The organism is Gelidibacter salicanalis (assembly GCF_016469035.1).
GTDB lineage: Bacteria > Bacteroidota > Bacteroidia > Flavobacteriales > Flavobacteriaceae > Gelidibacter > Gelidibacter salicanalis_A.
Genome location: NZ_JAEHJZ010000004.1, coordinates 149,498 through 171,892 on the forward strand (window position 1 = coordinate 149,498; position 22,395 = coordinate 171,892).

Here is a 22,395-nt window from a genome sequence, read left to right on the forward strand (position 1 = left end):
ACTTTCAAAAACTAAATATCCCGAAATTAGCTTCATGTCACTTCGTGAAATTCGTGTCTAAATAATCTCTAATTATCATTCAATCTAAAATCAGGATACGCAGCCATCCCATGTTCATGGGCATCCAAACCTTCAATTTCTTCACGTTCTGACACTCTAATTCCAACAGTTTTCTTTAAGACAAAAAGAATGATGAAAGAAGAAACAATACAGATCACTGCGTAGGATACAACGCCTATTAACTGGCTTACAAACTGTGCACCGCCGGCAAGGTTTCCAAAAATCCCAACTGCCAATGTGCCCCAAATTCCACATACCAAATGTACGGCAATAGCACCAACAGGGTCATCCAATTCCAATCTATCAATTAAAGACACCGCAAATACAATGATGATGCCTGCCACTGCTCCAATAATTATCGCATCTGTAGGACCCATCTGGTCAGCACCAGCAGTGATACCTACTAGGCCTCCTAAAATACCATTGAGAAACATCGTCAAGTCTAAATTTTTAAATTTAAGCGCATTTACCAATGCAGCAACAACACCTCCTGATGCAGCTGCAAGACAGGTAGTTACCAAGGTCAGTGAGGTTATTGCAGGATCTGCTGAAAGCACAGAACCGCCATTAAACCCGAACCAACCCAACCACAAGATCAACACGCCCGCAGTTGCCAACGGAATATTATGCCCAGGAATGGCCTGAATTTTTCCATCTTTAAACTTTCCTATTCTGGCGCCCAATAAGCAAACAGCAACTAGAGCTGCCCACCCTCCTACAGAGTGCACCAATGTAGATCCTGCAAAATCATAAAATGGTGTTTCTAGCGTTTGCAAAAAGCCCCCGCCCCACTTCCAAGATCCGGCAATTGGATAAACCAATCCCACATATAAAATAACGAACACCATAAAGGGTCCTATTTTTATACGTTCTGCAACTGCTCCAGACACAATGGTGGCTGCGGTAGCGGCAAACATACCCTGAAACAAGAAATCTGTCCAATAGGTATAGCCAGAATTATAGGTTAAGTCCAATGCGCCTGTACTGGTCAAAGGAGCCTCTAACCCGAAGCCGGCAAACCCCAAAACGCCATTAAATTCTCCTGGGTACATCAAATTGAACCCCACAAGACAATATAGCAATAAGCCAATGGTGATAATAAATATGTTTTTAAATAAAATATTCAAGGTGTTTTTTTGTCGTGTTAATCCGATTTCTAGCAATGAAAATCCGAGATGCATAAAAAAAACGAGTGCTGTACAGATCATCATCCATACATTATTTGTAGTTAGTAATTCCATATGTTCTATTTTATTTTAATGTGTTTGCTCCTTTTTCTCCCGTACGTATTCTATAAACCTCATCAATGTGAGAGACAAATATTTTACCATCACCAACATCACCAGTTGCTCCAGATTTCAAAATGGCGTTAATGGTCACTAGTTCAAAATCGTCATTCACAACTATGGACAAGTAGCGCCGTTGAATATCACTGGTGCTGTAAGAAACACCTCTATAAACATGGCCTTCCTTTTCATTGCCCAATCCGGTAACATCCCAATAAGAGAAGAAATTGACACCAACCTCATGCAGTGCTTTTTTCACTTCAGAAAATTTCGATTTTCTGATTATAGCTTCTATTTTTTTCATAATAAATTCATTTATAATTAGTTTTAAAATTTGTAAACTGCAGCAATTAAGAAGGAGGCGAGGTGTTTTGTGGGATCAAAATTGGTATCCACATAAGCATCCTCAGACCAGTTGTCCACCCGCAGTTCTGGAATGATCGTTAATTCCTGAATGGTATAATTGGCAGATAATGTTGCTGCAAAAACGGTATCGTCATCAAAGTTTTCGCTGTGCAAGCCAAAATATTCTCCTCTTAAACCCAAGGCAAAAGTCTCTGAAATGGTATATTTAGGATAGAGCGCTGCACCATAAAATCCACTGCCATCGGTAGTGTTGTAGGTAGCGTTGATTCCTAAGAAAAAAGCATTGCTCACATCTGTTCCTCCAGTATAATCTACCTGAAAAGTGGCTTCAGAATTTCCGGTTTGATTCCCATAGATAAAATTTAAATACTGGTCCTTAAACCCTAATTGTCCCCCAAGGGTATAGCTGCCATCAAGATTAATTTCTGTATAATCTGTGCTGTTCATCACGGCGAGAAGGAGAGATAATTCATCAGAAAGTTCCACATCTGCCTTTAAGCCTGTATGGGAAAATGGTCCGTTGGAAAACATATAAGACGTACTATAATAGAAATTACCAGCTGGCGAGATGACTTCATAACCCAGAAAGGTATTGAAATTACCTAAGGTTAACCGCACCCTGTCAGTCACATTCCAATAGGCATAAAGTTGATTGATAATATTGGCAGATCCTGTGGATAGAAAGACGGCATCTTCACCTCTTGGTCCAAAAACCAGATCAGCCACAAAGCCTACTTTTTCTCCCTCATAACTGAAAATAGCATTGGCCATCCCGAGACTAAAGCCACTTCTATTTGCAAATGAAGTTCCTGGATTTAAAAAGATGCTATTTCCTTCTTCATCCTTATAAGCCTCATTGGGTCCTGTGAGATTAGTTCTGAAATACACATCAACGCTTCCAGTAATTGTGAATTTTTTTTCCTGCTGCTCTTGAGCGCAGAGTAGAAGTGAAAAGAACACTAATAAAAATGTAAATTTTGATTTCATGAGGTCTAATTTTTAAAAATTTATAGGCCAAATCTATATTATTTTGATTCAACACCCCCTAACTAATAGGGTTGTATTTGTTATTTTTATGATATTATATATTTGTACCCCCTAAATTTATGGGTTAAACTTGTTTGATGAGCAGATTTTAATAAATAGATAATTGATAAAATGAAGAATTGTTTTGAATTTGTTGATTTTGAAGTAAAAAATTCACAATAAAGCCTTGACAACTAATTTTAATTTAATTAAAATGGATATTCGATGCGTTTTTTGTATTGAGAATATATCAGAGAAACACTCTTTGAATTCTTTATCTGATAATTATAGGCCTTCTCACTATCAATCTCGGAAAAGTGACCTTACAATTTTCAATATCAAGTTTTTGCTCATATCTTACATTCTCATTAAAGGTTAAAAACCACTAAATTTTCCAAAATATGCTTAAGCAACAAGGACTTTATTTACCAGAATTTGAACATGATAATTGCGGCGCCGGATTTATATGTAGTTTAAAAGGAAATACATCTAATGGCATCATTCATAAAGCGCTTGAAATTTTAGAAAAATTAGAACATCGTGGTGCCGTAAGTTCTGATGGCAAAACGGGGGATGGTGCAGGAATTTTAATAGATATTCCGCATGAGTTCTTTGTTAAAAATTGTGATTTCAGTTTGCCGAAATTTGGTGACTATGCCGTTAGTAATGTGTTCCTTCCAAAAAAAGAAAACCAACGCAACTATTGTATTGATAAACTGGAACATTATATGGAAGCCCAAGGTTTACCTATTTTAGGATGGCGAGATGTTCCAGTCGATTCTACGGTATTAGGAAGTGTTGCAGCATTGACAGAACCTTTTGTAAAACAGATTTTTATAGGAAAAACGGATAAACACCAGGACGATTTTAGCTTCAACCTAAAACTATTCACTGCAAGAAAACAAACAGAACACCATATTAACGCCTCCAAACTGTCTGAAAGCCCACGTTTTTATCTCCCAAGTTTATCCACTAAAATCATTATTTTTAAAGGATTATTGGTGCCTGAAGACATTAAACTTTATTATAAGGACCTTCAGGACCCATCACTAGTAACACGTTTGGCATTAGTGCACCAACGGTTTTCAACCAATACTTTCCCAACTTGGGATTTGGCGCAACCCTTCAGGTATATGTGTCATAATGGAGAAATCAATACATTGAGAGGCAACGTCTCCCGTACCTTATCACGTCAGGAATTGATGGAGAGCGATTGGTTTGGCGACGATATCAAAAGCATTTTTCCAATCATTCTTCCTGGAAAGTCTGATTCGGCACAAATGGATATGGTCGTGGAATTGTTGCTGATGACGGGCAGATCTCTACCCGAAGTTATGATGATGATGGTGCCCGAAGCTTGGGAGAAAAACCCTGACATGCCTGAAGCTAAAAAAGCATTTTACGAATATAATTCCTGTATTATGGAACCTTGGGATGGTCCGGCTTCAATTCCGTTTACTGATGGCAATTATATAGGTGCCGTTTTGGACAGAAACGGATTGCGTCCATCACGTTACACCGTTACCAAAGATGGTTTTGTGGTTATGTCTTCCGAAACTGGTGTGATTGAAATAGACCCAAAAAATGTGGAACACCATGGCCGATTGGAACCTGGCAAAATGTTTTTGGTCGATATGAATCAAGGTCGGATCATAAAAGACGAAGAAGTCAAAGACGCCATTGTTTCGAAACATCCTTATCAGGAGTGGTTGCAGAAAAATTTGGTGCATTTGGCAGATATTCCTGCAAAAAAAGGTCCTATTAATCATCATGAAGAGCCTTTATTGAATCGTCAAGTCGTTTTTGGCTATACCGAAGAAGATTTAAGTGTTATTATCAAACCGATGGCACAATTGGGCAAGGAACCAATCGGCTCTATGGGAAATGATGCGCCAATCGCTATTCTTTCTGATAAACCACAGCTCCTTTATAATTACTTTAAACAATTGTTCGCCCAAGTTACCAATCCGCCGTTGGATGGGATTCGCGAAAAACTGATTACGGATATTAGTTTAACTTTAGGTAGTGATACCAATATATTCAAAATCAATGAAAATCAATGCCGAAAGCTGAAAATCCAAAATCCGGTTATTTCCAAGCATGATCTCGATAAAATTAAGAACTACACACAAAACCCAGATTTTGTCGTGACTACAATCCCTATCTTATATGAAGTAGATAAAGGCTTGAATGAATTGGAGCGCGCCCTTATTAATCTTGTCAAGAAAGCATCAAAAGCGATAGACGAAGGCGGAAACATCATCATATTATCGGATCGAGGTGTCAATCTAAAAATGGCTCCAATTCCTGCATTAATGGCTTGTTCTTACGTCAATCATGAATTATATAAAATAGGAAAACGTGCTAAGGTCAGCATCATTATTGAATCCGCTGAACCACGGGAAGTACATCATTTTGCATTGCTATTTGGTTATGGTGCTAGTGCCATCAACCCTTATATCGTCAATGAAATTGTTCAAGATCAAGTTGAAAAACAAGATATTGAAGGTTTAGATTACATTACTGCCATCAAGAATTACAACAAAGCCATTGGCATGGGCATTCTTAAGGTGATGAACAAAATTGGGATTTCCACCCTTAATTCCTATCGCGGATCACAACTTTTTGAGTGTGTTGGGCTCAACACCACAGTAGTCAATAATTATTTTCCAAATACAGTTACAAGAATTCAGGGCATCGGACTTCGAGAAATTGAAAAAGAAATTTACAAACGTCATCACCAAGCCTATCACGCAAAAGACATCGATGCTGAACTCGGATTGGAATTTGGGGGCATTTACAAATGGCGACGTAACGGCGAAAAACATGCGTTCAATCCAATGACCGTTGCAAAACTTCAAGAATCCGTTAGAAATAACAAACCAGCAAGCTTCAAGGAATATTCAGATTTAATCAATGAACAGACCAAACAATTGATGACTATTCGCGGCTTGTTTGAATTTACCAATTATGATCCTATTCCGTTGTCAGAAGTGGAGCCATGGACGGAGATTGTGAAGCGTTTTAAAACGGGAGCAATGTCTTACGGCTCTATTAGTAAGGAAGCGCATGAAAACTTAGCTATTGCGATGAACAGAATTGGTGGAAAAAGTAATTCTGGTGAAGGCGGTGAAGATGAAGAGCGTTTTTACAAAGATGCCAATGGCGATTGGAAAAACTCGGCTATCAAACAAGTAGCTTCCGGACGTTTTGGAGTAACTTCAAACTATCTAACCAGTGCTTCTGAAATCCAGATTAAAATGGCTCAAGGCGCAAAACCTGGTGAAGGCGGTCAATTACCGGGGCCGAAAGTAAATCCAGAAATTGCAAAAACCAGAAATTCTACACCTTATGTCGGATTAATTTCACCACCCCCGCATCATGATATTTACTCCATTGAAGACCTCTCTCAATTGATTTACGATTTAAAATCAGCCAATCGAGAAGCTAGAATCAATGTAAAATTGGTTTCTGAAGTGGGTATCGGTACGGTTGCAGCTGGTGTAGCCAAAGCAAAAGGCGATGTGATTTTAATTTCAGGTCATGATGGCGGTACAGGCGCCTCACCCTTAACCTCATTAAAACATGCAGGCTTACCATGGGAATTAGGATTGGCTGAAGCCCAACAAACCCTCGTGATGAACAATTTGAGAAATCGTGTGGTGTTGGAGTGCGACGGACAAATGAAAACGGGCCGTGACGTAGCGATTGCTTGCCTTTTAGGTGCCGAAGAATTTGGGTTTGCCACTGCACCACTTGTAGCTTCAGGTTGTGTAATGATGCGTGTATGCCATTTAAATACCTGTCCCGTAGGTATTGCCACCCAAAATCCGGAATTACGTAAAAAGTTTCAAGGCAAACCAGAACATGTGGTCAACTTCATGTATTTCGTGGCGCAGGAATTACGGGAGATCATGGCAGAGCTTGGATTTAGAACCATTAATGACATGGTTGGTCAGGTGCAAAAGTTGAATCGCAATAAAACAATTAATCATTACAAATCTTTAGGACTGGACCTATCCCCTATTCTACACCAAGTTATCACGCCGGAAGGCACTAAATTATACAATACTGAAAAACAAGACCACCAGCTTGAAAAAGCTTTGGATTTTAAAATCATAAGTCAATCACATCCCGCCTTGTTTCGTAAGGAAAAAACAGTTATTGAATCAAAAATCAATAACAGGGATCGTGCTTTTGGTGCCATTCTGAGTAACGAGATTTCTAAAATTTACGGCGCACAAGGACTTCCTGAAAACACCTTAAAAATCAACTTTACAGGATCTGCAGGACAGAGTTTTGGCGCTTTTGCCACTAAAGGACTAACGCTGGTTGTAAATGGAAACACTAATGACTACCTCGGAAAAGGGCTTTCCGGAGCTAAGATAAGCGTTAAAGTGCCTGAAGAATCTACTATTGTACCAGAAGAGAATATCATCATAGGCAACGTTGCCCTATATGGCGCTACTAGTGGCGAAGCATATATTAACGGAAAAGCTGGAGAACGCTTCTGTGTAAGAAACTCTGGTGCACATGCCGTAGTTGAGGGCATTGGCGACCATGGCTGTGAATATATGACTGGCGGTCGTGCTGTTATTCTGGGCGAAGTTGGACGAAATTTTGGTGCAGGAATGAGTGGTGGCATCGCTTATATATATGATGTCAACGGTACATTCGATAAAAACTGCAATAAAGAAGGTCTGAATTTGGAGCCTGTCGCTACCGCAGAAGACATCGCCGATTTGAAAAATTTGGTCGAAAGTCATTACAACGCAACACTGAGTCCACTGGCACAAAGACTTTTGGAGAACTGGCAAAAAGAATTGCCAAAATTCATTAAAGTAATGCCAGAAGAATACAAGCAAGCACTAATAAGATTGGAAGAAGAAAACAAAGTAAACGCATAGGACTATGGGAAAGATAACAGGATTTTTAGAATACGAAAGAGTAGATGAACCTTATATAACGGTTGAGAAACGCTTAGAAAATTATAAGGAATTTACCATTCCGTTAGAGGAGAAAAAACTAAAAGATCAAGGCGCACGGTGTATGGATTGTGGGATTCCTTTTTGCCATAGCGGATGTCCGTTAGGGAATCTCATTCCAGATTTTAATGATAAAGTGTATAAAGGCCGATGGAAAGAAGCGGCGCAGATTTTACATTCCACCAATAACTTCCCAGAATTTACTGGCAGATTATGTCCTGCACCTTGCGAGGAAGCCTGCGTTCTGGGCATTAACGAAGACCCTGTTTCTATAGAGAATATCGAAAAAAACATCGTTGAAAAAGCGTTTGAAGAAGGTTGGATTACGGCACATCCACCAAAAACAAGAACCGATAAAAAAGTAGCGGTAATTGGCTCAGGACCTGCAGGGTTGGCAGCGGCACAACAACTTAATAGAGCAGGCCATTTGGTTACTGTTTTTGAGCGCGATGCCAAAGTAGGCGGTTTGTTGCGTTATGGCATCCCCGATTTTAAACTGGAAAAACAGATTATTGATAGACGTGTTGCTGTACTTGAAGAAGAAGGTATCCAATTTACCACCAATGCTCACGTTGGTCAAAACATCAGTGTAGAAACCATTAAAGCCGATTTTGATGCTGTCGTATTGTGCGGCGGAGCCACTGAGAGAAGAGGAATTCCTATAAAAGGTAATCACCTGAAAGGTGTTCATCAGGCTATGGATTTCTTAAAATTAAATAATCAACATGTAGACGGTTTAATTGATTTTGATGCTATTCTATCCGCAAAAGATAAAAATGTTATCGTGATTGGTGGTGGAGATACGGGCTCGGATTGTATCGGTACCAGCAATCGTCATGGTGCCAAGAGTGTCACTAATTTTGAGATTTTGAACAAGCCTTCTGTAGGCAGACCTGCGCATCAACCTTGGCCGTACTGGCCTATGAGACTAAAAACCACCTCATCTCATCAAGAAGGTGTGGAACGATTTTTCAGTGTCTCAACAAAAGAATTTTTAGGAGATAAAAACGGGAACCTCATCGGATTAAAAACCGTTGAAGTAGAATGGATTTTTAAAGAAGGCCAGCGTCCAGAATTAAGAGAACTTCCAAACTCTGAAAAACAATGGGAATGCGATATGGTTTTGTTAGCCTTAGGTTTTACAGGGTCTGAAAAAACATTGGCAGAACAATTTGGATTGGAAATGGACTTTAGAACCAACATTAAAGCGACAACAACTGATTATGCCACCAATGTTCCTGGAATTTTTAGTGCAGGCGATATGCGCCGTGGACAATCCTTAATTGTCTGGGCCATTTCAGAAGGCCGACAAGCTGCGTATCATGTGGATACTTACTTAATGGGCACCTCCAATTTACCCCTTAAAGATGACAACGATTTGCCTAGAATCTAAGAATTTTTAAAAATTACCTAGAAAAAAATTAGGTTTTATCTAAATCTTTTTTGATTTTTGAAGGATAAATGAACAAAATAAATTTAAATATCAGTTCTAATATTAGCGTCGTGATTTTGTCACAGCGATGAGGAATGGTACACTAAATTTAAAAATATAATTTAAAGCCTTCCTCACCATTGGAAGGCTTTTTTTTTTAGTGAGATCCTGTTTTGAATCACGATAAATTCGGGAGCGGAACATGGCGGTCAAAACATGTTGTCCCGATATTGGAATAATATAAATAGTATTACCAATGAATCAAGTATTAGTCATTATTAGCGTGGTCATTATTAACTCGAGTTAGTTGATACAGTATGCTATTTCCATAAAAAGCCTGTATCAATGAGATACAGGCTTTTTTTATTGAAAATTTTAGCATTTTGAACATCATAAATAAACTAATCTAAATGACTGATTGTCATGGTTTTAAATAACAAACTTAATTACTGAGTTTAGTCTGAAACAGCAATTTTGGAATACTCAAACCATACCTTATACTAATTTTAAACTTTAAATGATTATGAACGCATACTATAACAACCAAACTATTATTTACCACAAGGGTGAATTTTTGAAACCTGAAGCCGCAACTAGCAGTTTATATAGCCAAAGCTTGCATTACGGCAATGGGGTTTTTGAAGGTATCAGGTCTTATAAAACAGAGGCTGGTACCAAGATTTTTAAAGCTAAGGCACATTATGAGCGTCTTAAATATGGTGCTAAAGTGATGGGTATTCCTTTCAACTATTCCATTAAAGAACTAACAGCCATCACCCATGAGTTACTAGAACGAAACCAACTTGAGGATGCTTATATAAGACCAATAATCAGTACAGGTGCCAATATGGGACTCTATACCTCAAAAGAATCTATTTTGACTATGCAGTGTTGGGCATGGGGGAAACTCATGGGCGATAAATTGTTGCGTGTCAAAACCTCATCGTTTGAACGCCCTAATCCAAAATCCTGTTTTGTAGAAGCTAAGGTTACGGGACATTATATCAACTCCATTCTATCCACCAATGAAGCCAAAGACGCAGGTTTTGATGAAGCTTTACTATTGGATATGTACGGTAATGTGGCAGAATGTTCTGGTGCAAATATCTTTATGGAAAAGGATGGCAAGCTATTTACACCAAAAAAAGGTAGCATTATGGCAGGAATTACACGTTCTACCATTTTAGAAATTTGTAAGGAAGAAGGCATTCCTGTTGAAGAAAGACATTTCAAACTGGATGAACTGAAACAAGCAGACAGCTCATTCTTTACGGGCACAGCCGCTGAAGTTGTCGGACTCAAATCATTGGACGATTATGAATTTCCTTTACAATGGACCGATTCACTAGGTCATAAATTAATGAAGTTGTACCAACAAGAAGTTTTAGGACAACGCAAAAATAAATTATCAAAAGCGCTATGAGTACATTAAATAAATATAGTAAAACAGTTACACAAGATCCTACGCAACCCGCTGCTCAAGCAATGTTGCACGCCATCGGACTAACTACCGAAGATTTTTTCAAACCCATGATCGGAATTGCCAGTACAGGATATGAAGGCAATCCGTGTAACATGCATTTGAACGACTTAGCCAAATTGGTGAAAGAAGGTACCAAAAACGAAGATATTATTGGTTTGATTTTCAATACGATTGGTGTAAGTGACGGCATTTCAATGGGAACTCCCGGAATGCGCTACTCCTTACCATCTCGTGATATCATTGCAGACTCCATGGAAACTGTAGTGCAAGCAATGAGTTATGATGGTTTGGTAACTGTAGTTGGTTGTGATAAAAATATGCCTGGAGCATTAATGGCGATGATCAGGTTAGATCGACCAAGTATTTTAGTTTATGGTGGTACCATCGATTCTGGGTGTCATAATGGAAAAAAATTAGATATCGTTTCAGCATTTGAAGCATGGGGGAGCAAAGTAGCTGGCACCATGACAGAAACCGATTATCAAAGTATTGTGGAAAAAGCATGCCCAGGCGCAGGAGCTTGTGGCGGGATGTACACGGCAAACACCATGGCTTCTGCAATTGAAGCATTGGGAATGACCTTGCCTTATAACGCTTCAAACCCAGCGTTGAGTGATGCCAAGAAAACTGAGTCCGTCAAAGCAGGCGAAGCCATGCGCCTTCTGTTGGAAAAAGACATCAAACCATCAGACATCATCACCAGAAAATCTTTGGAAAATGCAGTTCGGTTAGTGACTATTCTCGGAGGTTCTACCAATGCTGTACTCCATTTTTTAGCTATTGCAAGAGCAGCTCAAATAGATTTTACACTTAAAGATTTTCAAAATATTAGTGATAATACCCCATTTTTAGCCGATTTAAAACCAAGTGGCAAGTACCTTATGGAAGATGTGCATGCGGTTGGTGGCATTCCGGCGGTTTTAAAATATCTCCTCAAAAAAGGAATGCTTCATGGCGATTGCATGACTGTTACCGGAAAAACAATGGCAGAAAACTTGTTGGATGTGGAGGATTTAAAAGAAGGACAAGACGTCATTATGCCTATAGAAAATCCGATTAAAATCTCTGGACATTTACGCATGCTCTATGGTAATTTGGCAACGGAAGGTAGTGTGGCAAAAATTACAGGCAAGGAAGGTCTAAGATTTGTTGGAAAGGCAAAAGTATTTGAAGGAGAATACGCAGCCAATGATGGCATCAGAGATGGTAAAGTTGAAAAAGGCGATGTCGTCGTTATTAGATATGAAGGCCCAAAAGGTGGCCCTGGAATGCCTGAAATGTTAAAACCTACTGCAGCAATAATTGGCGCAGGCTTAGGAAATGATGTTGCGTTGATTACCGATGGTCGTTTTTCAGGAGGCACCCACGGTTTTGTAGTGGGTCATATCACTCCTGAAGCACAAGAAGGCGGCACCATTGCTTTGGTAAAAGATGGCGATTTGATTACTATTAACGCTGAAACCAATACCATATCTCTGGAAGTTTCTGAAGATGAACTTCAGGAGCGTCGTTCACAATGGCAAGCACCTGCGTTGAAATTTGATCGTGGTGTTCTTTACAAATATGCAAAAACAGTTTCGTCAGCATCTAAAGGATGTGTTACGGATGAATTCTAAACAAATTCCTGCGTGGTTATTACTAAGCTTGCCGAAGTGCAAACAGGAACCACTTAGCAAAATGTTGGAAGTAAAAACTTAAGAAAATAGATTATTGAGGTTCCTTTTGAAGGAATAAAAAAAAACAAGTTTTCAATATGAATACAAAAACTTTAAATAAAGAACAAACAAAAACCGCTACTACTATCCGTATCTCAGGCAGCGAAGCAATCATCAGATGTCTTATCGCTGAAGGGGTTGATATTCTTTACGGATATCCTGGTGGCGCAATCATGCCAGTTTATGATGAACTTTACAAGTTTAGAGAACAAATTCATCATGTATTAACGCGCCATGAACAAGGTGCTACACACGCTGCACAAGGGTATGCACGTATTTCGGGTAAAGTTGGTGTAGCCATAGCCACTTCTGGTCCGGGAGCTACAAATTTGATTACAGGAATTGCAGACGCACAAATTGATTCTACCCCAATGGTGTGTATAACAGGTCAGGTTGCGTCTCATTTATTGGGAAGTGATGCGTTTCAGGAAACTGATATTATTGGCATTTCAACACCAGTTACCAAATGGAACCATCAAGTTACCAAAGCGTCCCAAATTCCTGAAATCATCGCTAAAGCATTTTATATTGCCAAAAGCGGACGTCCAGGCCCTGTTTTAATTGACATCACTAAGGATGCACAATTTGAGGAACTTGATTTTTCGTATGAAAAATGCACACGCGTCAGAAGCTATAACCCGGTTCCAAAAACGGATATAGACGATGTTAAGGCTGCAGCACTTTTAATAAATTCCGCTAAGAAACCGATGATTGTTTGGGGACAAGGCGTTATTCTTGGTAAAGCAGAAAATGAACTAAAATCCATCATCGAAAAAGCAGGGATTCCGGCAGCATGGACCATTCTTGGTGCTTCGGCAGTCCCTACAGCACATCCATTAAATATAGGTATGGTAGGAATGCATGGTAACTATGCACCTAATGTACTGACTAATGATTGTGATGTTTTAATTGCGATCGGCATGCGTTTTGACGATCGTGTCACCGGAAACTTAGCCACTTATGCAAAACAAGCTAAAATTATTCACTTTGATATTGACCCAGCAGAAATTGATAAAAACGTAAAAACTGACGTTTCCGTTTTAGGTGATGCCAAAGAAAGTTTATCACAACTTTTACCATTGTTAAAACCGAATTCACATACTGAATGGCATCAAAAATTCAAAGATTTGTACGCTATAGAATATGAAAAAGTCATTAAAGATGATCTGTATCCTACAAAGGAAGGGTTGACTATGGGCGAAGTGCTCAAAGAAATCAATATCCAAACCAAAGGGAATGCCGCTATTGTATCGGATGTTGGGCAACACCAAATGATTGCCTGCCGTTATGCAGAATTCACCACCACCAGAAGCAATATCACTTCTGGCGGATTGGGCACCATGGGATTTGCGCTTCCTGCAGCCATTGGCGCTAAAATGTCGGCTCCAGAACGCGATGTCGTCGCTATTATTGGTGATGGAGGCTACCAAATGACCATTCAGGAATTGGGTACCATTTTTCAACAAAAAGTTCCTGTAAAAATCGTCGTCTTGAACAATGAGTTTTTAGGTATGGTACGTCAGTGGCAGCAGTTGTTTTTTGATAAGCGGTACGCCTCCACTGAAATGACCAATCCTGATTTTGTGGCCATCGCAAAAGGATACTATATAGATGCGCAGAAAGTTACCAAAAGAGAAGATTTGAAAAATGCCGTTGCAGAAATGATGGCTTGCGAAGGCCCTTACTTTTTAGAGGTATGCGTAGAGAAAGAAGGCAATGTATTCCCAATGATTCCAAGTGGCGCGAGTGTTTCGGAGGTGCGTTTGGAATAAGTTGGAAGCACGAAACTTGAAGGAATATTATAACTGAGAAAACAGAATAAAGAGAAAAGAACAGAGATGATGCTATCAAAATTTAAAAATGAAGCAACATCAAGTCTATCCTCTATTCTCTATCATCCAAAATCTTATTAGAACAATGAGTGAAACTAAATTATATACCGTATCCATTTATACCGAAAACAATATTGGTTTGCTAAACCGTATTTCGGCTATTTTTCAACGCCGTCATCTTAATCTCGACAGTATTAATATTTCGGTTTCTGAGATTGAGAACGTCTCTAAATGGACCATCGTCTTACAACTTTCCGAAGAACGAATGAAAAAAGTCATCGGTCAGATAGAAAAACAGATTGAGGTCATTAAAGCTTATTACCATACCGAAGAGGAGACCATTTATCAAGAATCCTGCTTGTTCAAACTCAGGTCAAATTTACTTTTTGATGAACGCGAGATTCAAAATATCATTAAAGAGAGTAACGCCCGAATAGTGACGGTCAACCGAGAGTTTTTCGTCATTGAAAAATCAGGTCGTAAAGAGGAATTAGAATTATTACATCGCGAATTGAGTGTTTTTGGAATCATGCAATTTACACGTTCTGGGCGTATTGCAGTGACCAAAGACGAAATGAAAATATCAAAAATGCTTGAAGCATTTCAACATTAAAAATCAAATAAAATGTCAAATTATTTCAACACATTACCATTAAGACAACAATTAGAGCAATTGGGAAAATGCCGATTTATGGACACTTCAGAATTTGAAGATGGCATCAACGCTTTAAAAGGAAAGAAAATAGTTATTGTAGGCTGTGGCGCCCAAGGTTTAAACCAAGGTTTGAACATGCGCGATTCTGGTTTGGATATTTCCTATACTTTGCGTGACGCCGCCATTAAAGAGCAACGTGCATCTTATAAAAACGCAACCTCTAACGGGTTTAACGTAGGCACTTATGATGAGTTAATCCCAACCGCTGATTTGGTCTTGAATTTAACGCCTGACAAACAACACACTAGCGTTGTAAAAGCCGTTATGCCGTTAATGAAAAAAGGAGCAACTTTAAGCTATTCCCACGGATTTAATATTGTGGAAGAAGGCACCAAAATTCGTGAAGATATAACGGTAATTATGGTAGCACCAAAATGTCCTGGCACCGAGGTTCGTGAAGAATATAAACGCGGCTTTGGTGTGCCAACATTAATTGCAGTACATCCTGAGAATGATCCAGAACAAAAAGGTTGGAATCAAGCTAAGGCTTACGCTGTGGCAACAGGTGGGGATAGAGCGGGTGTTTTGGCATCTTCATTTATTGCAGAAGTGAAAAGTGATTTGATGGGAGAACAAACCATTCTTTGTGGGGTGCTCCAAACAGGTTCAATCTTAGCATTTGACAAAATGGTAGCAGATGGTGTCAATGCCAATTACGCTGCAAAATTGATTCAATTGGGATGGGAAACCATTACCGAAGCTTTAAAACATGGCGGGATTACCAACATGATGGACCGTTTGTCAAATCCAGCGAAAATTAAAGCCTTTGAATTATCAGAAGAATTAAAAACCATTTTAAAGCCATTGTTTGAAAAACACATGGACGATATCATTTCTGGGCATTTCTCACAAACCATGATGGAAGATTGGGCCAATGATGATGTAAATCTTTTGAAATGGCGTGCTGCAACGGGAGAAACTGCATTTGAAAAAACAGCGTTAACCCCAGACCATATCTCAGAACAAAATTATTTTGATCACGGGGTGCTGTTAGTCGCTTTTGTTAAATCAGGGGTTGAACTGGCATTTGAAACGATGGTAAGTGCAGGCATTATTGAAGACTCGGCATATTACGAATCACTTCATGAATTGCCTTTAATTGCAAACACCATCGCCAGAAAAAAACTATACGAAATGAACCGTGTTATTTCTGACACTGCAGAATACGGTTGTTATTTGTTTGATCATGCATGTAAGCCTTTATTAGAAGACTTCATGAAAAACGTGGATCAAAATACGATCGGAAAGTCGTTTGCAGATTCCAACAGTGCGGATAACCAAGAATTGATTGCAGTTAATGACGCGATTAGAAACCACCCTATTGAAACCGTTGGGAAACGATTGAGAGCAGCCATGACCGCGATGAAAGTGATAAAAACAGATGCTGAGGCAGAAAACTCAGTGTTAGCATAACAATTAATGTGGAGCTATAATTAAGGCAGAAATTGCTTCCTGCCTCTAAAAAAACACGATGAACGTTGAAACCAAAATATATTACCCAAGTATAGCTGCCGTTGAGGCAGCCGCGAGAAAATTAAGAGACGTTGCTGCGGTAACTCCGTTAATTCAAAACCTTCGTTATTCAAAGAAATTTGAAGCGAATATTATGTTTAAACGCGAGGATTTACAACAAGTACGCTCCTATAAAATTAGGGGAGCTTACAATAAAATGTCATCGCTGAGCCCCACCCAAGTTGAAAATGGAATTGTATGTGCCAGTGCCGGAAATCATGCACAAGGTGTGGCATTGTCCTGCAAATTATTGCAAACAAAAGGAACTATTTTCATGCCTTCGCCTACACCTAAACAAAAGATTGAGCAAGTTTACATGTTTGGTGAAGATTTTATTGACGTGGTTTTAGTAGGTGATACATTTGATGATGCCAATGCTGCTGCGATGTTAGAATGTGAGCGTTTAAATAAGACGTTTATCCACCCCTTTAATGATGAAAAAGTAATTGAAGGTCAAGCCACAGTAGGTTTGGAAATTATTGATCAGGCGCAACATCCAATCCATTATGTATTTGTTCCTGTTGGCGGCGGCGGTTTGTCAGCTGGATTATCTTCTGTATTTAAACAGCTGTCTCCAAACACCAAAGTCATTGGAGTTGAGCCAAAAGGGGCGCCTTCCATGTTAACCTCGTTGACCAACAAACGCAATACCGAATTAAAAAATATTGAGAATTTTGTGGATGGTGCTGCGGTAAAACGTGTGGGCGATTTGAATTTCGCCATCTGTCAACAAAATTTGCACGATATGATTACGGTTGATGAAGGTAAAGTGTGCGAAACCATCCTTGATCTCTACAACAAAGACGCTATTGTAGTAGAACCTGCTGGTGCTTTAAGTATTGCTGCTTTAGATCACTATGCGGATGAAATTAAAGGTAAAAATGTCATTTGCATTATCAGCGGAAGTAATAATGACATTACCAGAACAGCTGAAATTAAAGAACGTGCACTTTTATATGCCAATTTAAAACACTATTTTATTATTAAATTCCCACAACGGGCGGGCGCATTGCGCGAGTTTGTAGTTGATATATTAGGTTCTACTGATGATATTACCTATTTTGAATACACGAAGAAAACCAATCGTGAAAACGGTGCGGCTGTAGTGGGTTTAGAATTAAAATCAGCGGACGATTTAGAACCACTTATTACCAAAATGAAACTCCGTAATTTTTATGGCGATTACCTCAACGATAAACCCGATTTATTTCAATTTTTAGTCTAAAAACAACCTATGAACATTCCTGAACAATACCAAATAAAATCACTTATACACCAAAACAGCTATTTAGTTAATGGCGAATTAAAAGCATGGTCTGGCGAAAGCTCAGAGGTATATTCTACCATTTCTTCAACTGAAAACTATGCCCCAACCTTATTGGGCACCATTCCAACTTTAGGCGAAAAAGAAGCCTTAGAGGCGATGGATGCTGCTGTAAATGCCTATAATAAAGGTCAAGGCTTATGGCCCACTATGAAAGTGAAAGACCGTATTGCCTGCATGGAAACCTTTGTAGCCGAAATGAAAACCAAGCGTGACGAAGTTGTAAAACTGTTAATGTGGGAAATTGGTAAAACATTACCTGATTCTGAAAAGGAGTTTGATAGAACCGTCGATTATATTTACGATACTATTGAAGAATACAAACAATTGGATAGGGACAACGCCAAGTTTGAAGAAAATGATGGTGTTTATGCCCATATTCGCAGAGGTCCACTAGGTGTCGTGCTATGTTTAGGGCCCTATAACTATCCTTTAAATGAAACATTTGCGCTTTTAATTCCTGCACTGATTATGGGTAATACAACCATCTTCAAACCGGCAAAACTTGGCGTATTATTGATTTCGCCATTGTTGGAAGCTTTTCAAAGCAGTTTTCCTAAAGGTGTGGTCAATATCATTTACGGTCGTGGTAGAACAGTTGCCACACCAATAATGCAATCAGGAAAAGTTGATGTGTTGGCGCTGATCGGTAATAGTAAATCTGCCAATGCCTTACAAAACGAACACCCAAAAAGTAATCGGCTGCGTCTAGTTTTAGGATTGGAAGCAAAAAATCCTGCCATCGTTCTTAAAGATGCCGATTTAGATTTGGCCATAGATGAATGTATTACTGGATCTACCTCATTTAACGGACAACGTTGTACGGCTTTAAAAATAGTCTACGTTCATGAAGCAATTGTTGATGAATTTAATAAGCGTTTTTCCGAAAGAGTCGATGCTCTAAAATTTGGAAACCCTTGGGAGGCTGAAGTAAAATTAACGCCATTACCTGAACCTGACAAACCGCAATACATCCAGGAATTGATTGATGATGCGCTTGCAAAAGGTGCTAAAATATTAAATGAGAAAGGTGGCGAAACCACTGAAAACTATATATTTCCTGCTGTACTATATCCTGTCAATAAGGAGATGCGTGTATTTCAAGAAGAGCAATTTGGACCTGTGATTCCCGTGCTTTCATTCAAAGATATTGACGAGCCATTAGACGATATGGCGGAGTCCAATTATGGACAGCAAGTGAGTTTATTTGGTAGTGACATCAAAACCTTGGCACCTTTAATTGATACCTTGGTAAATTTGGTATGCCGTGTGAATTTGAACAGTTCTTGCCAGCGCGGACCAGATGTATATCCATTTACAGGACGAAAGGATTCGGCTGTGGCCACTTTGAGTGTTCATGATGCTTTGCGCTCTTTTTCTATCAGAACTTTTGTCGCTTCTAAAAATAACGATTATAACAATGCCATTTTAAAAAACCTATTAGATAGCAAGGCATCAAATTTTGTCAGCACGGATTATATCCTTTAAAAAAAAAGTTAAAAAGAAATTGAGGTGTAAAATAAAATGTTACTTTTGATTTATGTTTCTAATGAAAAATAAAATACGACCATCAAGTCCCGCACTATTTTTGCGCAGACGCTGTGCATTCTAAATCTTAAAAAGAAGCCACTAACGTATTTTTATTTTTTTACCTTGAACAAATCAACACACATAATTTACTTTTCAAATTCAGTTGTTTTAAATAGCAATCGCGCGAGGACATGCCCTATACTGTTCCGTCGCCCTTAAGGGTGCGCTTTATATTTGGAACTTAGGTGAGTCCGGTTCTGTTTTTCGACAACACATCTTTAATTTTTTTTAAAATCTAAACATCAAAAACAATGGACATTGTTATTGCTAATAAATCTCATGCTATTTATGCACAGATCATTTGCGACGCCATTTCAGAGTCAGCAAAGGTAAGAGGTACGGGCATCGCGAAACGGACGCCTGAATATATCATTACTAAAATGGAAAACGGGAATGCCGTCATCGCATTGGATGGCGACACGTTTGCTGGTTTTTGCTATATCGAAGCTTGGAGCCATGGTAAATTTGTAGCCAATTCTGGATTAATTGTACATCCAGACTACAGAGAACAAGGCCTAGCTAAGAAAATAAAAGCACGTATTTTTCAACATTCTAGAGAGAAATTTCCAGATTCTAAAATCTTCAGTATCACTACGGGGTTGGCTGTTATGAAAATGAACAGTGAATTAGGTTATAAACCTGTCACCTTTTCAGAATTAACCGATGATCAAAGTTTTTGGAACGGGTGTCAAACCTGTAAAAACTATGATGTACTTCAACGTACTGAACAAAAAATGTGCTTATGTACAGGCATGTTATATGACCCTAAGGCAAAAGACAGCAATGAACCGCAACACGTAAAAACCAAGACGTTTCAGAGATTAAAGCAAATCAAACAAGCCTTGTTTTTAAAAAAAGATAAATCATGAGCAAAAAATTAGTTTTAGCCTACAGTGGCGGATTAGACACCTCGTACTGTGCCGTCCATTTAAGTAAAGATTTGGGCTATGAAGTGCACGCAGTGAGTGTAAACACAGGTGGATTTACATCAGAAGAAATCAATACTATAGAAGCTAATGCCTACAAAATGGGTGTATCTACGTATAAAAATCTTGACGCAGTAGGTTCCTACTACGAGAAAGTGATCAAGTATTTGATCTATGGGAATGTGCTTAAAAATAATACCTATCCATTATCGGTGAGTGCAGAACGCATCATTCAGGCCATTGAAATTGTTGAATACGCGAAAAGCATTGATGCACAGTATATTGCCCACGGCAGTACAGGCGCTGGTAATGATCAAGTACGATTTGATATGATTTTTCAAACCTTGGCACCCCATATTGAAATTATCACTCCCATAAGAGATTTGAAATTATCCAGACAGGAAGAAATTGAGTATCTAAAACGTAATGGTGTTGATATGTCTTGGGAAAAAGCCAAATACTCAGTCAATAAAGGTCTTTGGGGAACAAGCGTGGGCGGTGAAGAAACCTTAACATCAGAAAAACCGTTACCAGGACACGCCTATCCATCGCAATTAGAGAAAGAGGGAGAAGAAAAAGTAACCTTAACCTTTAAAAATGGACAGTTTACTGCATTTAATGGACAATCTGATTCCCCAGAAAAAAACATTGAAGCCTTAAATAACCGTGCTTCAGCTTACGCCATTGGCCGCGACATTCATGTTGGTGATACGATTGTCGGTATTAAAGGACGTGTCGGTTTTGAAGCTGCTGCTGCACTGATTACTATAAAAGCGCACCATTTGTTGGAAAAGCATACGCTTACCAAATGGCAGTTGCAACACAAAGATTACCTATCAAGTTTTTACGGAATGCATCTACACGAAGGCCAATACCTGGACCCTGTAATGCGTAACATAGAGGCGTTTTTAGAAAGCAGTCAACAAAATGTCTCAGGAGATGTTGTGGTGACCTTAAAACCATATCATTTTATGTTAGACGGCATCAGCTCTGCTCATGATTTGATGAATGCAAAGTTTGGAAGTTATGGTGAGCTCAACAAAGGATGGACCGCAGATGAAGCCAAAGGATTTATAAAAATTATTGGCAATCAAAATAAAATTTATCACCAAGTAAATTCAGAATCATGATAGATGTTGGCATTATAGGAGGTGCAGGATATACCGCTGGCGAATTGATCCGGTTGCTCTTAAACCATCCAAAAGCAAACCTAAATTTTATTTACAGTACGTCTAACGCTGGAAATAAAATCAGCAAGGTGCATCAAGATTTGGTGGGCAGCACAGATTTGGAATTTTCTAGCAGTATTAATCCCGATGTGGATGTTTTGTTTTTGTGCTTGGGCCATGGAAACTCGAAGGCCTTTTTAGAAAGTCATAAATTCTCGTCCACTACTAAAATCATTGATTTAAGTAATGATTTTAGATTGGAAAGCGATCGCGAGTTTCAAGGGCATCATTTTGTTTACGGACTACCTGAATTGCAAAGAGAAGCGATTAAAAAAGCGAGCCATATAGCAAATCCTGGATGTTTTGCTACGGCAATTCAATTGGCTATTTTGCCTTTAGCGGCCTATCAACTTTTAAAAAGCGATGTTCATGTTAACGCGGTTACCGGGTCTACAGGAGCAGGTACTTCTCTATCAGAAACCACACATTTCACCTATCGTGATAATAACTTTTCACATTATAAAGCCTTTACCCATCAACATTTGGGCGAAATCAATGAACGCATCCAAGAGTTACATAAAAATGCCAAATCAGAAGTACTGTTTGTGCCCAATAGAGGTAACTTTTCTAGAGGCATTTTTGTTACAGCATACACTAATTTTGAAGGCAGTTTGGAAGATGCTAAGACGCTGTATAAAACCTATTATCAGGATGCTGCCTTTACGGTGGTTTCTGATGAAGACATTCATTTGAAACAAGTCGTCAATACCAATAAATGCATCCTTCATTTGCATAAACACAATAACAAGCTTTTAGTAACCAGTATTATTGACAACTTACTGAAAGGTGCTTCAGGTCAGGCCATTCAAAACATGAATTTGATGTTTGGATTTGCGGAAACTAAGGGTCTATTGCTTAAAGCAAATTATTTTTAGTGAAAATTAAATCTGAAAATGGATTTAATAAAAATGGAA

At 38.9% G+C, this 22,395-nt stretch carries 15 protein-coding genes; 12 read left to right on the forward strand and 3 right to left on the reverse strand.

The annotated features are described in order from the left end of the window. Nucleotides 1–68: 68 nt before the first annotated feature. The 3 genes from JEM65_RS02710 to JEM65_RS02720 are packed head-to-tail and all read right to left on the reverse strand — an operon-like array spanning nucleotide 69 to nucleotide 2,699. Nucleotides 69–1,301 carry an ammonium transporter gene (locus tag JEM65_RS02710; protein WP_199597014.1) on the reverse strand — a complete coding sequence of 411 codons (1,233 nt, stop codon included), beginning with the start codon at nucleotides 1,299–1,301 and terminating at the stop codon, nucleotides 69–71. 10 nt (nucleotides 1,302–1,311) lie between these two features. Continuing rightward, the gene (locus JEM65_RS02715; protein ID WP_199597015.1) at nucleotides 1,312–1,650 is read right to left on the reverse strand and encodes a P-II family nitrogen regulator; all 339 of its coding nucleotides are present in this window, start codon (nucleotides 1,648–1,650) and stop codon (nucleotides 1,312–1,314) included. Nucleotides 1,651–1,673: 23 nt separating this feature from the next. Next, nucleotides 1,674–2,699, reverse strand: a complete 1,026-nt coding sequence (locus tag JEM65_RS02720; RefSeq protein ID WP_199597017.1) for an outer membrane beta-barrel protein — start codon at nucleotides 2,697–2,699, stop codon at nucleotides 1,674–1,676. Nucleotides 2,700–3,139: 440 nt separating this feature from the next. Between JEM65_RS02720 and gltB the strand changes: the two genes are divergently transcribed. The 12 genes from gltB (at nucleotide 3,140) to argC (ending at nucleotide 22,356) form a co-directional block, all read left to right on the forward strand. Then, nucleotides 3,140–7,645, forward strand: coding sequence for a glutamate synthase large subunit (gltB, locus tag JEM65_RS02725; protein WP_199597019.1), 4,506 nt, complete (start codon nucleotides 3,140–3,142; stop codon nucleotides 7,643–7,645). Between the two features lie 4 nt (nucleotides 7,646–7,649). Further along, complete coding sequence (locus JEM65_RS02730) at nucleotides 7,650–9,116, forward strand: glutamate synthase subunit beta (RefSeq protein ID WP_199597021.1); 1,467 nt, start codon at nucleotides 7,650–7,652, stop codon at nucleotides 9,114–9,116. Between the two features lie 562 nt (nucleotides 9,117–9,678). Next, nucleotides 9,679–10,578: a branched-chain amino acid transaminase gene (locus JEM65_RS02735; RefSeq protein ID WP_199597025.1), complete on the forward strand. Its 900-nt coding sequence runs from the start codon at nucleotides 9,679–9,681 to the stop codon at nucleotides 10,576–10,578. Continuing rightward, nucleotides 10,575–12,254, forward strand: coding sequence for a dihydroxy-acid dehydratase (gene ilvD / locus JEM65_RS02740; RefSeq protein ID WP_199597027.1), 1,680 nt, complete (start codon nucleotides 10,575–10,577; stop codon nucleotides 12,252–12,254). The genes JEM65_RS02735 and ilvD overlap by 4 nt, the downstream gene beginning before the upstream one ends. Before the next feature lie 137 nt (nucleotides 12,255–12,391). Then, complete coding sequence (gene ilvB / locus JEM65_RS02745) at nucleotides 12,392–14,125, forward strand: biosynthetic-type acetolactate synthase large subunit (protein ID WP_199597029.1); 1,734 nt, start codon at nucleotides 12,392–12,394, stop codon at nucleotides 14,123–14,125. A gap of 145 nt (nucleotides 14,126–14,270) precedes the next feature. After that, entirely contained in the window at nucleotides 14,271–14,798 is a 528-nt protein-coding gene (gene ilvN, locus JEM65_RS02750) for an acetolactate synthase small subunit (protein WP_199597221.1), read from the forward strand. 12 nt (nucleotides 14,799–14,810) lie between these two features. After that, entirely contained in the window at nucleotides 14,811–16,313 is a 1,503-nt protein-coding gene (gene ilvC, locus JEM65_RS02755; protein WP_199597031.1) for a ketol-acid reductoisomerase, read from the forward strand. Nucleotides 16,314–16,371: 58 nt separating this feature from the next. After that, on the forward strand, nucleotides 16,372–17,637 hold the full coding sequence (ilvA, locus tag JEM65_RS02760) for a threonine ammonia-lyase IlvA (protein WP_199597033.1): 1,266 nt from the start codon (nucleotides 16,372–16,374) through the stop codon (nucleotides 17,635–17,637). Between the two features lie 9 nt (nucleotides 17,638–17,646). Then, the gene (locus JEM65_RS02765; RefSeq protein WP_199597035.1) at nucleotides 17,647–19,224 is read left to right on the forward strand and encodes an NADP-dependent glyceraldehyde-3-phosphate dehydrogenase; all 1,578 of its coding nucleotides are present in this window, start codon (nucleotides 17,647–17,649) and stop codon (nucleotides 19,222–19,224) included. A 353-nt stretch (nucleotides 19,225–19,577) separates the two neighbouring features. Further along, complete coding sequence (locus tag JEM65_RS02770; protein ID WP_199597037.1) at nucleotides 19,578–20,195, forward strand: GNAT family N-acetyltransferase; 618 nt, start codon at nucleotides 19,578–19,580, stop codon at nucleotides 20,193–20,195. Further along, on the forward strand, nucleotides 20,192–21,382 hold the full coding sequence (locus JEM65_RS02775) for an argininosuccinate synthase (protein WP_199597040.1): 1,191 nt from the start codon (nucleotides 20,192–20,194) through the stop codon (nucleotides 21,380–21,382). Before JEM65_RS02770 ends, JEM65_RS02775 begins: the two co-directional genes overlap by 4 nt. Further along, on the forward strand, nucleotides 21,379–22,356 hold the full coding sequence (gene argC, locus JEM65_RS02780; RefSeq protein ID WP_199597042.1) for an N-acetyl-gamma-glutamyl-phosphate reductase: 978 nt from the start codon (nucleotides 21,379–21,381) through the stop codon (nucleotides 22,354–22,356). Before JEM65_RS02775 ends, argC begins: the two co-directional genes overlap by 4 nt. Nucleotides 22,357–22,395 lie beyond the last annotated feature (39 nt).

What these genes read in the sequence shown, in the direction of transcription:
- JEM65_RS02710 (WP_199597014.1), bottom strand. Translation starts at nt 1,301, where the DNA reads ATGGAATTACTAACTACAAATAATGTATGGATGATGATCTGTACAGCA.
- JEM65_RS02715 (WP_199597015.1), bottom strand. Translation starts at nt 1,650, where the DNA reads ATGAAAAAAATAGAAGCTATAATCAGAAAATCGAAATTTTCTGAAGTG.
- JEM65_RS02720 (WP_199597017.1), bottom strand. Translation starts at nt 2,699, where the DNA reads ATGAAATCAAAATTTACATTTTTATTAGTGTTCTTTTCACTTCTACTC.
- gltB (WP_199597019.1), top strand. Translation starts at nt 3,140, where the DNA reads ATGCTTAAGCAACAAGGACTTTATTTACCAGAATTTGAACATGATAAT.
- JEM65_RS02730 (WP_199597021.1), top strand. Translation starts at nt 7,650, where the DNA reads ATGGGAAAGATAACAGGATTTTTAGAATACGAAAGAGTAGATGAACCT.
- JEM65_RS02735 (WP_199597025.1), top strand. Translation starts at nt 9,679, where the DNA reads ATGAACGCATACTATAACAACCAAACTATTATTTACCACAAGGGTGAA.
- ilvD (WP_199597027.1), top strand. Translation starts at nt 10,575, where the DNA reads ATGAGTACATTAAATAAATATAGTAAAACAGTTACACAAGATCCTACG.
- ilvB (WP_199597029.1), top strand. Translation starts at nt 12,392, where the DNA reads ATGAATACAAAAACTTTAAATAAAGAACAAACAAAAACCGCTACTACT.
- ilvN (WP_199597221.1), top strand. Translation starts at nt 14,271, where the DNA reads ATGAGTGAAACTAAATTATATACCGTATCCATTTATACCGAAAACAAT.
- ilvC (WP_199597031.1), top strand. Translation starts at nt 14,811, where the DNA reads ATGTCAAATTATTTCAACACATTACCATTAAGACAACAATTAGAGCAA.
- ilvA (WP_199597033.1), top strand. Translation starts at nt 16,372, where the DNA reads ATGAACGTTGAAACCAAAATATATTACCCAAGTATAGCTGCCGTTGAG.
- JEM65_RS02765 (WP_199597035.1), top strand. Translation starts at nt 17,647, where the DNA reads ATGAACATTCCTGAACAATACCAAATAAAATCACTTATACACCAAAAC.
- JEM65_RS02770 (WP_199597037.1), top strand. Translation starts at nt 19,578, where the DNA reads ATGGACATTGTTATTGCTAATAAATCTCATGCTATTTATGCACAGATC.
- JEM65_RS02775 (WP_199597040.1), top strand. Translation starts at nt 20,192, where the DNA reads ATGAGCAAAAAATTAGTTTTAGCCTACAGTGGCGGATTAGACACCTCG.
- argC (WP_199597042.1), top strand. Translation starts at nt 21,379, where the DNA reads ATGATAGATGTTGGCATTATAGGAGGTGCAGGATATACCGCTGGCGAA.